The 13,046-nt window shown below is 71.8% G+C and carries 9 protein-coding genes; 1 reads left to right on the top strand and 8 read right to left on the bottom strand.

Annotation, left to right across the window (positions count from 1 at the left end):
• Positions 1–282: 282 nt before the first annotated feature.
• The 7 genes from ACGLYG10_RS08470 to ACGLYG10_RS08500 form a co-directional block, all read right to left on the bottom strand.
• Positions 283–2,094: a dipeptide ABC transporter ATP-binding protein gene (locus ACGLYG10_RS08470; RefSeq protein ID WP_073330396.1), complete on the bottom strand. Its 1,812-nt coding sequence runs from the start codon at positions 2,092–2,094 to the stop codon at positions 283–285.
• Positions 2,094–3,824: an ABC transporter substrate-binding protein gene (locus ACGLYG10_RS08475; protein WP_083565778.1), complete on the bottom strand. Its 1,731-nt coding sequence runs from the start codon at positions 3,822–3,824 to the stop codon at positions 2,094–2,096. Before ACGLYG10_RS08475 ends, ACGLYG10_RS08470 begins: the two co-directional genes overlap by 1 nt.
• A gap of 61 nt (positions 3,825–3,885) precedes the next feature.
• Positions 3,886–4,872, bottom strand: a complete 987-nt coding sequence (locus ACGLYG10_RS08480; protein ID WP_073330398.1) for an ABC transporter permease — start codon at positions 4,870–4,872, stop codon at positions 3,886–3,888.
• Positions 4,869–5,858: an ABC transporter permease gene (locus tag ACGLYG10_RS08485; protein WP_083565779.1), complete on the bottom strand. Its 990-nt coding sequence runs from the start codon at positions 5,856–5,858 to the stop codon at positions 4,869–4,871. The genes ACGLYG10_RS08480 and ACGLYG10_RS08485 overlap by 4 nt, the downstream gene beginning before the upstream one ends.
• Positions 5,859–6,266: 408 nt before the next feature.
• Positions 6,267–7,406, bottom strand: a complete 1,140-nt coding sequence (locus tag ACGLYG10_RS08490) for an ABC transporter ATP-binding protein (protein ID WP_073330401.1) — start codon at positions 7,404–7,406, stop codon at positions 6,267–6,269.
• Positions 7,403–9,169 (bottom strand): ABC transporter permease, encoded by a 1,767-nt coding sequence (locus tag ACGLYG10_RS08495; protein ID WP_083565780.1) that lies wholly within the window; start codon positions 9,167–9,169, stop codon positions 7,403–7,405. Before ACGLYG10_RS08495 ends, ACGLYG10_RS08490 begins: the two co-directional genes overlap by 4 nt.
• Before the next feature lie 22 nt (positions 9,170–9,191).
• Positions 9,192–10,334, bottom strand: a complete 1,143-nt coding sequence (locus ACGLYG10_RS08500; protein WP_348520436.1) for a thiamine ABC transporter substrate-binding protein — start codon at positions 10,332–10,334, stop codon at positions 9,192–9,194.
• A 484-nt stretch (positions 10,335–10,818) separates the two neighbouring features.
• Here ACGLYG10_RS08500 and ACGLYG10_RS08505 point away from each other — a divergent pair, with 484 nt between their 5' ends.
• Positions 10,819–11,112: a DUF4235 domain-containing protein gene (locus tag ACGLYG10_RS08505; RefSeq protein ID WP_073330403.1), complete on the top strand. Its 294-nt coding sequence runs from the start codon at positions 10,819–10,821 to the stop codon at positions 11,110–11,112.
• Between the two features lie 59 nt (positions 11,113–11,171).
• Here the strand turns inward: ACGLYG10_RS08505 and ACGLYG10_RS08510 are convergent, their stop codons facing one another.
• A complete protein-coding gene (locus ACGLYG10_RS08510) occupies positions 11,172–12,236 on the bottom strand; it encodes a helix-turn-helix domain-containing protein (protein ID WP_073330406.1) in 1,065 nt (354 codons plus the stop codon).
• Between the last annotated feature and the right edge of the window lie 810 nt (positions 12,237–13,046).

The raw sequence follows: 13,046 nt of genomic DNA on the forward strand, positions 1-13,046 counted from the left end.
GGGCATGGAAACGAACGTCATACGGGCTCAACCCAATGGTGGCCCCTGTGCCCGCCTCCCGTCAGCCCCTTCACCGGAGGCGAACCCACATTGTGAGATTACTGCACTACCGGGCCCGGGATGAGCCATTTCAACCGAACTGGGCGCGTGACTTCAACCGACCTCGGTGAACAGACCGGGACGGTTGGCCCATCCGACGCTCCACTCATCCGGTACCCCACCCGCCCGGCGCCCGGCCGATAACGCCCCGCCCCTCCAGTTCCCCGCCCGGCGGCCGTCCGCTCAAGCGGCCTGTCGGCGGGCGGCGCGGCGGCGGGCCTGCGCGTCCGGGTCGGGTACGGGCACCGCCGCCACCAGGCGGCGCGTGTACTCCTGGCGTGGGTGGGCGAGCACCTGCGCCGTCGCGCCCTGCTCAACGACCCGCCCCTGCGACAGCACCACGGTCCGCGTGGCCAGGGAGTCGACCACGGCCAGGTCGTGGGAGACGAACAGGCAGGCGAAGCCCAGCTCCGACTGCAGCTCGCGCAGCAGCTCCAGCACCACCGCCTGCACCGACACGTCCAGGGCGCTGGTCGGCTCGTCGGCGATCACCAGGCGCGGTTCCAGCGCCAGCGCCCGGGCGATGGCGACGCGCTGGCGTTGCCCGCCACTCATCTCGTGCGGGTAGCGGTCGGCCAGATCGGCCGGCAGGCGCACGGCCTCCAGCAGTTCACGCACCCGCGCCCGCCGAGCCCCGGAGTCGTACCCGCCATGCACCACCATCGGCTCGGCGATGGCCGAACCCGCCGTGCGCCGCGGGTTCAGGGAGGAGGCGGGATTCTGGTAGACGACGCCGGTGGCGCGGCGGGCCGGCAGCAGGGCACGTCGGCCGGCTCCGGCCACCTCCACGCCGCACACCCGCACCGACCCGGCCGCGATCGGCACCAGCCCGGTCAGGGTGCCGGCGATGGTGGACTTGCCGGAACCGGACTCGCCCACCAGCCCGAGCACCTCGCCGGCGCCGATGCGCAGGGAGACGTCCCGGACGGCGTGCACCCGGTGTCGGTGACTGCGGTAGACCACGTTCAGGCCATCAATCTCGACTACGGGCTCGGCCTGCGACGCGTGGTCAGCGGCCGCACCGGTGATGGGCGTCGGAATGTCAGCTCCGGCGTCGGGCGCGGTCGTGGCGGGCGACGCCGCGGTCGCCTCGTCCTGTGACGCCCCGTCGGCCGGGGCCGCCCGGCGCAGGGACTCCAGCCGCGGCACCGCGTCGAGCAGGGCGCGGGTGTAGGGGTGATGCGGGTGGGCGAACAGCTCACGGGTGCCGCCGCGTTCCACGATCCGCCCCTGCCGCATGACGGCGACGTCGTCGGCCACATCCGCCACCACGCCCATGTCGTGGGTGATCAGCAGGACGGCGACGCCGGAGTCCGTCAGCTCTCGCAGCAGGTCAAGGATGCCGGCCTGCACGGTCACATCCAGGGCCGTGGTCGGCTCGTCGGCGATGAGCACCGGCGGGTCGGCGGCCATGGCCAGGGCGATGCAGGCGCGCTGGAGCTGCCCGCCGGACAGCTGGTGGGGGTAGGAGCGGGCGACCCGCTCGACCTGCTCGCCCTCGCCCAGACCCACGCGCCCCAGCAGCTCCAGCACCCGGGCGTACACCCGGCGACGGCGGGGGCGGTCGGTGGCGTGCGCGCGGATCGCCTCGCCGATCTGGGAGGCGATGGTCTCCAGCGGGTCCAGCGCCGTCGTCGGCTCCTGGAAGATGGTGCCCACCAGGCGCCCGCGCACGTCGTCGAGCACCTGCCGGGGTGCCCCGACCAGTTGCGTGCCCGGAGCGTCGGGGGCGCCCGGGCGCGGGTCGGTCACGACGGCGGAGCCGATGACGACGGCGGTGTCCGGCAGCAGGCCGAGCGCCCCCATGGCCGTCACGGACTTGCCCGAACCGGACTCCCCGACCAGGGCGAGCACCCGACCGGGCACCAGATCCAGGTCGATGTCGGCGCTGGCGTGCTCAACGGTGCCGGCGAAGGAGACGCCCAGGCCGCGCAGCGACAGCGCGGGGGTCGGCGCCGTCCGGCCGGACTCGCTCTGCTGCTCCCCGCCGCGCACTACTCGCTCACCCCGAGCACCAGGTAGTTGGGGTAGGCCGGGAAGGGCGCGACGAAGAACCCCGTCACCTTCGATCCGGGCAGGAAGGAGTTGCGGCGGTTCACCAGCGGCACGGCGGGAACGTCCTCGGCGATGCGCCGGTCCAGGGCCGCCCACTTGGTGGCCGCCGCCTCCGGGTCGCTCTCCTGGGAGGCCTCGGTGATCAGCTGGTCCACCTCGGGGTCGGAGTAGCGGGAGATGTTGTAGCCGCCCTGGCCGATCTCGGAGGAGGCGTACAGGGGCTGGATGTTGGCGTTGGCCGAGGGGTAGTCGGGGTTCCAGGAGACGACGGTCAGGTCGTAGGTGGATCCGTCACCCTGGGTGGCCCGCTCGGTGTAGGCGTCGGAGGACTGCGGATCGATGGTGACCTTCAGCCCCAGTTCGGTCAGCGACTGCTGCACGGCCTCGGAGATCGCCAGGCGGGCCTCGTTGTTCTGGGACAGCAGGACCAGCTCGGGCACGTCCTTGCCCTCCAGCAGGGACTTGGCCTGCTCCAGGTCCGTGGGGTAGAGGTCGTAGTCCTCCTGGCCGGGGATGCCCGGGGTGATGTAGGTGGTGGCGATCCCGGCGCCGAGCTCCCCGCCCAGGGTCCGCTGCACGGCGGTCTTGTCCACGGCGTAGGCGATCGCCTGGCGCACCTCGGGGTCGGTGATGCGCTCGGTGTTGATCGCCAGGTACAGCAGCGGGCCGGGGTCGGAGGTGGCCAGGCGGGCGGAGGCCGCGTCGTCGGCACTGACCTGGGCCAGCTTGGAGGCGGTCAGCAGCTGGGCGGAGAAGGCGTTCTGGTCGTCGCCGGAGTCGGCGATCAGCCGCTGGCTGACGGTGTCCTCATCCTGCCCCAGGGAGAAGACGATCTGCTCCGGGAGGGCGGTGCGCACCTCGTCGGTGGCGGCCGACCAGTTCTCGTTGCGGGCCAGGGTCACGGAGTTGCCCTGCTGGTAGGACTCCACCCGGTAGGGGCCGGAGGCGACGGGGGCCTGGGCGTAGGTGGCCGGGTCGTCGCTGTCCTCGGGGACGGGTGCGAAGGCCGGCAGGGAGACGATCCAGGGCCAGTCGCCGTAGGGGTGGTCGAGGTGGAAGATGATGGTGCGCTCGTCGGGGGTCTCGATGGAGTCCAGGTGCTCGCCGTCGTAGGGGCCGGCGTAGCCCTCGGCGTCGGCCAGCAGGGTCTTGTGGTAGCCGAGTCCGCCGGACAGGGCGGAGGCGAAAGACCGTTCGAGACCGTACTTGATGTGGGCGGAGGTGATCGGGGTGCCGTCCTCGAGGGTGATGCCCTCCTTGAGGGTGTAGGTCCAGGTCAGGCCGTCCTCGGAGATCGTGCCGGTGTCGGTGGCCAGGTCCGGGACGACGGCGGGGACGCCGTCGGCGGTGATGTCCCAGGTGGTCAGGCGGCGGTGCACCAGACCCAGGGAGGTGATGGCCAGGGACTGGCTCTTGGCGGGGTCCCAGTTGATGTCGGTGTCGGTGCTGAGCACGTACAGGGTGCCGCCGGCGGAGGCCGTGGCGGCGGTGGCGGTGGCCGCGGAGCGGGAGTTGGCACCGCAGGCGGCCAGCGCCAGGGCGAGACCGGAGACGCCGGCGCCGGCCAGCAGGCCGCGGCGGGACACGGCGAAGCGTCCATGGCCGGCGGGCCGGGTCTCGGGGTGCCGCGTGGAGGCCGGCTGCGTCGTCGTCGGGCGGGTGGAGGACATGGGTGTTCCTTTCGGGTAGAAATCGAGCGCAGAGCGAGTAAGGGCGTGGGAATGGGCGGGTTCAGACCCGCGGGTCGATGACGGCCGCGAAGGCGTCAACCAGGAGGTTCGCGACGATCACGAAGGCGGCGGCCACGAGCGTGACCCCCATGATCACGGGCAGGTCGGTGGTACTGACCGCGTCCATGAGCAGGGCGCCGAGCCCCTGCATGGAGAAGACGCGCTCGGTGATGACGGCGCCGCCGAGCATGCCGCCCAGGTCGAGGGCGAAATAGGTGACCACCGGCAGAGACACGTTGTGCATGACGTGGCGGCCGATGACGCGCCGCTCGGGCAGGCCCACGGCGCGGGCCGTGCGCACATAGTCCTCACCGAGGTTCTCCAGCATCTCTCCGCGCACCATGCGCGCGTAGACGGCGGCGGAGATCAGGGCCAGCACGCACCAGGGCAGGATCAGGTGCCAGGCCCAGTCGAGGGGGCTTTCACTCAGGGGCACGTAGCCGGATACGGGCACCATGTCCAGGGTGAAGCCGAACAGGAGGATGCCCAGCAGACCGAGCAGGTAGGAGGGCGCCGAGACACCCAGGACGGTTCCGGCCATGATGGTGCGGTCCAGTCGGGTGCCGCGCCGCAGCGCGGACACGACGCCCGCGGCCACGCCGATGACCAGCCAGAGCACCGCCGCACCGATCGCGATGGAGGCGGTGACCGGCAGCCGTGAGGCGATCAGCTCCGTGACCGGCGTCGACAGGCGGAAGGAGTAGCCCAGGCAGGGGGCGGCGCACGTGATGGCGGCGGCACCGGAGCCGAAGGTACGGCCGGTGACGATACCGGTCAGGTAGTGCCAGAACTGGGTGTACCAGGGCTGGTCGTATCCCATGAACTCGCGGGCACGCGCCAGGTTCTCCGGTGTGCAGGGCTTGCCGCAGGCCAGGGCGGCGGGGTCGGAGGGCCACAGGGAGAAGATCGCGAAGGTGATGAAGGCGATCACCACCAGCACCAGCAGCGTCTGGCCGGTGCGGGAGGCAAGGAAGCGCAGGCGGTTCATCGGGCCTCACCAGTCCTGGGGTCGAGGGCGTCGCGCAGGCCGTCACCGAAGAGGTTGAAGGCGAGGGTGACGAGGAACAGGGCCGCCCCGGGGAACAGCAGGTACCAGGGGTCGGTGCTCACCCAGGTGACGGCGCTGCCGATGGCCCGCCCCCAGGACGGGGTCGGTGGGCTCACGCCGACGCCGAGGAAGGACAGGGCCGCCTCGGCGGTGATCTTCCCGGGGATGGACAGGGTGGTGAACACGATGATGGTGGCCACCAGGCCGGGCAGGATCTGCCGGGTCACCACGTGCCATTGAGAAGCGCCCATGGCGCGGGAGGCTCCGACGTAGGTGCGTGAGCGCAGGGACAGGGCGCGGCTGCGCAGCACGCGGGCGGTCGACGGCCAGCCCAGGATCCCGATGATGAGGATCATGATGGGCACGCGCGGAGCGGTGGCCGGGACGATCGCGGAGACGGCGATCATGAACACCAGGTGCGGGAAACCGAGCGTGATGTCGGTCAGGCGCGAGACCAGGGCATCCCACCAGCCGCCGAAGTAGCCGGCGGACACGCCCAGTGCGATGGCCACGACCATGGACAGGACGGTGGCGCCCATGCCGATGGAGAAGGAGGTGCGGGTGCCCTCGACGACGATGGCGAACAAATCCCGGCCGGTCTGCGGCTCCACGCCGAAGGGGTGGGCGGCGCTGATGCCGCCGAAGCGGCCGAGCGGCAGGCCGGAGGCGTCCAGCGCGTCGAGGTCGTAGGTGTAGGGGTCCACGCCGAAGGCACGCGTGATCCACGGCGCGAACAAGGCGACCAGGGTGGTCAGGGCGACGATGATCGCGCCGAGTGTGGCGGCCCGGTCGGCGCGCAGGCGGTTCAACAGCTGCCGGGAGGTGGAGGGGGCCGCCGGGCCGAGCGGCGTCGGGGGCGTGAGGGGCGCGCCCTCTGCGGGCGTGGCGGCGGAGAGAGTACGGGCGTCCCGGGTGGACGTGTGCACGGGGAACCTCACATAAGGGCTGGGGAACGCGTCAGCGCTCGGAGTGGACGGCGAATGGGCGTAGAGCTGTCGTCAGCGACAGCAACAACACATTCGCGTGGCCAGCATGTGAGGTGGTTCCTCCGGGGATCGGGTTGCGGTCGACGTGCTCCGGGGAGCCGGTTCGACCGTCGCCGCCGGGTGTCGGCGTCGGGGCGTGACGCTAGCAGCGTGCAGAGCGATCACGCGAGTCGCCACGGCATTGTGAGACCAGCCTCTCACCTGCCCCCCACCCCGCCCCTCTCACCGAGGTCGGTGGCTCTTACGTGCCGAGATCGGTGGACGTTACGTGCCGAGATCGGTGGACGTTACGTACCGAGATCGGTGGAAGTTACGTACCGAGATCGGTAGTTATGACGGGGCTCATGCTCATGCCCGCACCACGGCGGCGCGACGCCGGTCCAGGCGAACGGTTATCTCCTGCCCCGCCCGCACCGGCTCCGCATCGCCATCGGCGAGCACGGCCATGGCGGGCTCGCCGGCGATTTCGACCTCCACTACGCGCCGTCCGCCGCGCATGCGCACCGCGGCCACCCGCGCCCGCGCGCTGAGTTCGTAGCCGGCCGGTCCCGAGGTGGCGGGCCCACCACCTGGAGTCCCGCCGTCGTCCGCGTTCCCGGCGTCGCCCTGCGCAACCGCTAGCGCACCGGGCGCCAGCGCCAGAAGCTCCCCCGGCCGCCCCGCCAGGAGGTCGGCCCAGCCGAGGTGGGCGGCGGCGTCGGCGTCGAGCAGCGGTGCGAAGCCGAGGAACCGGGCGACACGCGCGCTGCCGGGGTTGGCCCACAGCCGCTCCGGGGTGTCCAGACGCAGCAGCCGGCCGGAGGCCATGACACCGACCCGGTCGGCGACGGTCATGGCCTCGTCCTGGTCGTGGGTGACATACAGGGCGGTGGTGCCCTGCGTCTTGAGGATGGTGCGCAGGTCGGTGGCGAGCTGCTCGCGCAGGGCGCGATCGAGGGCGGACAGCGGCTCATCCAGGAGCAGTAGCCGCGGGCGCGGCGCGAGGGCGCGGGCGAGCACGACCCGTTGCGCCTGCCCGCCCGACAGGGTGGTCACCGCCCGGTCCCCGTATCCGGGCAGCCCGACGACGTCGAGCACCTCCTCCACCCGGCGCGCCCGCTCGGGACGCGGCAGGCCGGCCAGCCCGTAGGCGATGTTGCCGGCGACGTCGCGGAAGGGGAACAGCTGTCCGTCCTGGAACATCAGCCCGAAGCCGCGTCGGTGCACGGGCACCGGGACGACGTCGTCGCCGTCCCAGGTGATGGTGCCGGCGGCGATGTCCTCCAGGCCGGCGACGGCGCGCAGCAGGGAGGACTTCCCGCTGCCGGAGGCGCCCAGCAGAGCGAGGATCTGTCCACGGGGGACGTCGAGGTCGACGGCGTCGACGGCGGTCAGGGGTGCCGCGCCGCGGGTGGCCGGGTAGACGACGCGCAGGCCGCGCACACACAGACCCGAGGTGGCGGGCGCGGGTTCGGATGCGGGGGCGGGAACCGCAGGGGCAACGGTCATGCGGATTCTCCTGGGTTGTGTGCGGGCATCATTTGTGCCGGTCGCAGCGTGTTACCGGTGCGGTCTCGGTGGGGAGGGGCGGGACGGGAGAGCGCCGCGGAGGTCTGGAGACGCTCGCAGGCGAGCATGAGGGCGGCGGCGCCGACCGCCAGCACCACCCCGGCGGCCAGCCCCATGCCCTGATTCTGCGCGCCCGGGGAGCCGACCAGCCGGTAGACGACCACCGGGAGGGTGGGTCCCTGCGGGCGGGCCAGGAACGACGTCGCCCCGAACTCCCCCAGACTGGTGGCCAGGGCGAATCCCGCGGCCAACCCCCCGGCGCGCAGCAGGTGCGGCCCGTCCACGCCGGCCAGCACCCGGCCCGGACCGGCGCCGAGCGTGGCCGCGACCTCCCGCTGACGCGGGTCGATCGCCCGCATGCCGGGCAGCAGGGTGCGCACCACCAGTGGCACGGCGACCACGGCCTGTGCCAGCGGCAGAATCCACCAGCTGCGGGTCAACCCGGTCGGGGCCAGGGTGATCAGGAAGCCGAAGCCCACCGTCACCGCGGACACCCCCAGCGGCAGCATGAACACGGCGTCGAACAGCGCGATCCCGCGCCTGAGCAGCCGCGAGCGCGGGTTGCGGGACAGCACCAGGCACACGGCCACCCCCACCGCCAGGGCGATCACCGTGGCGGCCACGGCCACCCGCAGGGAGTTGCCGGCCGCCTCCCACACCGATACCAGCAGGGCGTTGTCGCCGCCGGTGGTGGACAGGTCGGCGTAGTTGGCGAGCGTCCAGTGCCCGGCCCGGCGCAGCGAGCGGATCACCAGCACCGCCATGGGCATCACCAGGAGACCACAGATGGTTAGGGCGGTCACGGCCAGGGCCGGGGCGTCGGCGGCGCGCAGCGGCGTCGCGGGCACATCGGTGCGCAGCGCCAGGTGGGCCTGGCGGGCACGGCGGGCCCGCTCCCCCACCCACAGGGCGGCGGCAATCACCACCAGCTGCACCACCGACAGCACGGCCGCGGCCCGCAGGTCCAGGTAGCGGGCGGTGAGCTGATAGATCTCGGTCTCGATGGTGCCCGCGCCGGTGCCGCCCAGCACCAGCACCACCCCGTAGGCGGTGGCACACAGCAGGAAGACGGTCGCGGCGGCGGAGGCGACGGCGGGCAGCAGGCTCGGCAGGGTGACGGTGCGCCACGCCCGCCACGCCGACGCGCCCAGGGTGCGGGCCGCCTCCACGGCGCGCGGGTCGAGCCGGCACCACATGGTGCCGACGTTGCGCACCACGTATCCGTAGTTGAAGAACACCAGGGCGGCGATCACGGCGGTGCGGGTGCCGTCCAGGTGCAGCCCGCCGAGTGGCCCGCCGGTGGTCACCAGGGCGTGGAATGCGGTGCCGACGACGACGCTGGGCAGCACGAAGGGAACCGTGACCACGCCGCGCAGCAGGCCCTGGCCGGGGAAGCGGCGCCGGTAGAGCACCAGCGCCCCCGGGATGCCGAGCGCCACGCAGATGACGGTGGCGGCGGTGGCCTGGATGAGGGTCTGGCCGATGATCCGCCAGGTGCGCGGCCGGGACAGCACCTCGCCGAAGCCGCCCAGGTCGAGGGTGCCGTCAGGGGCCAGGCCGCGGGCCAGCAGCGTCAGCACGGGCCAGGCGAAGAACACGCCGAGGAAGGCAAGCGGGGCGGCGACGGCGAGCGTCCAGCCGATCCGCTCCCCCGCTGTCGCCCGCGGGCCCCGGGCACTCGGTCCGGCCACCACCGTTGTCACTGGCAGCCCTCCGTTCCCACCGTCACTGGCCGACGGCCTCCGCCCAGGTGGTCAGCCACTCCTGCTGGTGGTCGGCGATGTCCGCCGAGTCGACGACGATCGGATCTTCAGCGGTGGCACCGAAATCGGCCAGGTCGTCCGCGAGGGCGGCATCGGGGTCCACCGGGTACATGTACATGGCGTCGGGGATGGCCTCCTGAACCTGGCGCGACAGCATCCAGGCGACGAAGGCGGCGGCGCCGTCGGGGTTGGCGGCCCCGGCCAGCACGCCCGCGTACTCGACCTGGCGGGTGGCGGTGCGCGACATTGCGGCGGTGGTGGGGATGCCGTCGTCGTTGAGGGTGGCGGCGGGCGAGGAGGAGTAGGAGACGACGATCGGGTAGGCGCCATCGCCGCCGCCGGCGGTGAAATCGGTGTAGTAGGCGTCCGACCAGCCCTCGTCGATCTTGGTGCCGTTGGCGACCAGGTCCTTCCAGTACTGGGCGAAGCCGTCCTCGCCGAAGTGGCCGATGGTGGCCAGCAGGAAGGCCATGCCGGTGGAGGAGGTGGTGGGGTTGATGGCGACGAACATGTCCTTGTAGACCGGGTCAGTCAGGTCCTCGAAGACGGTGGGTATCTCCAGGCCGCGGTCGGAGAGCCAGAAGGTGTCGACGTTGACGCACACCTCCCCGAAGTCGATGGGCACGAGCGCCGGGGTGTCGTCGACGATGTAGGGGGCGAGGTAGTCCGCGGCGCCGTCGGGCAGGTTCAGGGCGGTGGTGGTGTCGATGACGCCCTCGGCGAGGATGCGGGAGGCCATGGTGTTGTTGATGCCGAAGACGGCGTCGCCGAGCGGGGCGTCCTTGGTGAGGATCAGCTTGTTGGCGACCTCGCCGCCGTCGCCGGAGCGGGCGATCTCCAGGGTGTAGCCGGTGTCGTCCTTGAAGGCGGTGATGAGCTCGTCGGGCAGGTCGAAGGAGTCGTAGGTGACGACGGTGACGGTGTCACCGCCCGCCGCCGTGCCTCCCGTACTCGGGCCGTTGTTCCCGGAGCCGCAGGCCGCGAGCGCCAGGCCGACGGCGGTGGCGGCGCCCCCGGTGAGCAGGGCGCGGCGGCTGGGGCGGATGGTGGTGAGCGACCGGGCGCTGCGCGTCGAGGCAGCGCCGTCAATCTGGTTGGTGTTCACGATGGTCCTCCTGGATGGGCTCTCCGGAGGGCCCGGGCGCAGCCGGTGCGCCCGGGGAGATTCTCGACTTCCTTCGCCGGTGCGAACCGGGGCAGGTTCGAGGGTCTGCGGCTGCCCGCACTCTCAGCGCCGTGGCCGCAGGCGGGCAAGCCCGCCGACGACGGGCGCTCCCCTGTCGTTGCGGGAACAGCCTACCGCGACGACGATGCTCGCCCGACATCCCGCACCGGCCCGGGCGGCACCAGGCGCGTCTGCCCGCGTGGCACTCATGCGGGCGGCGCAGCGGTGGCCACGTCCCGTTGCGCCGCCGACGGGCAACTGTGAAAACGCTGCCGACTGCCCGTGTAATGCACTGGTCCGGGTGCGTCCACGCACCGCCCGCCCGATGCATGTGACAGGATCAGGGCGGGGTCGGCGACCAGCGACAGCGCCGACGTCGCCGACAGGTGTCCAGTCATCAAGCAGATCTCAGGAAGTCACCACCATGAAGAACAGTCTCGGTTGGACGGTTGCCTCCGCCCTGTCACTCCTGGTCTCCGGCGCTGTTGCCGAGAAGGCCGTGGCCGCCGGGTGGAAGGCCGTAACCGGCAAGCCGGCTCCGCGGGAGGAGGACCAGGTGCTCAGCTACCGCCTGGGTGAAGTGGTCGCATTCGCGGTGATCTCCGGCGCCGTCATGACACTGACCCGGCAGCTGACGCTGCGGCAGGCCGCCAAGATCCACGCCCGCCGTAGCGGGGACGTGCCCGGCGCGGGCGAAGCGCCGGCGCTGGAGGCCTGAGGGCGGGTGGTGGTACCCATCGCCGCCCCTGCGGGTATGCGACTCCACCATCGACGCCGTCAGTGACTGCGGCGCAGCGAGGTGACGGTGGCGTCGCCCCGGTCGGTCGCCGTCGTCGACCCGGTGCCCTCTGATGGGCTGTCCCAGTCGGGGCTGAAGGGGGCCGGCAGCGGCGCGAACCAGTTGTCGAAGTGATCGGGCGCGTCGGCGGCCGGGACCAGGCCCATGGCGATCAGCGCGTGAGCGGGCTGGTCGGGGCCGGACAGGGCGTCCACCCAGCCCTCCCAACGGTCCTCGTCGATGTCGGCGCCGCGCGAGTCGGCGATGACGCCGCCGAGGTTGAAGATGTCGTGGAGCACGAGGGCGTCGGCCAGGTTGCGCACCAGCGGCTCACCGTCCGTAGGGCCGGCGTCGGTCAAACGCAGGGTCATGTCCCGGGCGGTGCCGCGCAACTGGAAGACGAACTCGTAGTCGTAGCGGGTCAGCCACAACTGCGGCAGGGTGGAGCCGATGTGGGTCTCGTCAAGCTGGCCCAGGTGGGCGCCGCGGGGAAGCGATGCCAGGCCCTCGAGGTCCTCGGCGACGGACATGTCGAACAGGAAGGTCCCCAGGGCGAAGCAGCGGGCGGCGTCCTCCCCGAGCATGCGGGCCAACCGCGGGGAGTAGACCTCGGAAAACACCGTAGGGATGTCATCCCAGTCGGGGATGGGGAGCTCGGCGGCGGCCTGGGCGACCAGGTCCTCGGCGTCTAGGCCTTCGAAGGCGTCGTAGGCTTCGTCAGGGATGTCGTATCCAGGGACGCCGAAGGCGGTGCCGAGGTCGCCGGGGCCACCAGCCATGCCCATTGGCGTTGCGCCGCTTTGCAGGTAGGCGCGAAGGCCGTCCAGTGCGGCCACGTGGGCGGGCGGCTCCCATTCGAGGGCTTCCCACACGCCCGCCTGCTTGTCGCCGCGCACCTGGGTGCGACCGGCCTCGTAGTTGCGCCAGGTCTGCTCGGAAACGCCGGCGCGTGCTGCCATCACCGGCACGCTCAGCCCCAGTTCCTGTCGGCGCTCCCGCATCGCCTCGGCAATGTCGGGATCGTCGGGCTCGTGATGGTCGTCGTTCTCGCGGCGTGGGCTCATGGATGCGCTCCCTGGGGTCCGGTATTGGCTGAGTTGCTGAGTCTCATGACACCAGCGGTCCGCTATCGCGCCGACAAGCTGCCGAGCGGCGCGGTCACGGTGCGCCCAGACGACCGTGCACCGCCAGTCTCACGCAGCGTATCGGGAACGGGCGAGCGAGGCCAGCGGCGGGCCTGTCGGCCGCGGCGGGCACCAAGCGCGTACCGACACCCGGCTACCCGGCGAGCACCGGGTGTGGAGTTCATTTCGGCCCCGTGAGCCGAAGTGGATCGGCGCGAGCACTCCTCACATGAATCCCCGTCAGCGCAAACTCGTTGCAGACAGCTACAACGACGTGATCCGAGGTCACGTGGGATACCGGACCAGGCCGACCGTCAGCCTGGTCCCGAGAACGTCATCGTCGGCGTAGGTAACGTGGACAACGAGCCAGATTGACCTTCGCGCCCCTGCCTTCCGCCAGAGGCGCGAAGAAGAACTCATCGGGAACCTTGAGATCGGGGTGCACCCCGAAGGAACGACGCTCTTCCGGAGCCACGACCCTCAGCGTGGCGACGGGCCTGCCTCCCCGAGCCGCCGCACGCACGCCGCCGCCTCCACCCGATACACACCCCGCACCTGTCACAAAATGCACCACTTTCAGACCGCGTCACTGCCAGGAACATACCGAAACCGCGGAAATCCGCGGACGCAGCTGACGCGGGCGGCGGTCACAGAGATGAAAGTGGTGCATCCAATGACACCCCCGACCCCACCAGCCACCTCACCCGAGCACCACCCCCCACCCCAGCCACCTCACCCGAGCACCACCCC

The sequence above is a fragment of the Actinomyces glycerinitolerans genome (assembly GCF_900098745.1).
Taxonomy (GTDB): Bacteria; Actinomycetota; Actinomycetes; order Actinomycetales; family Actinomycetaceae; genus Actinomyces; species Actinomyces glycerinitolerans.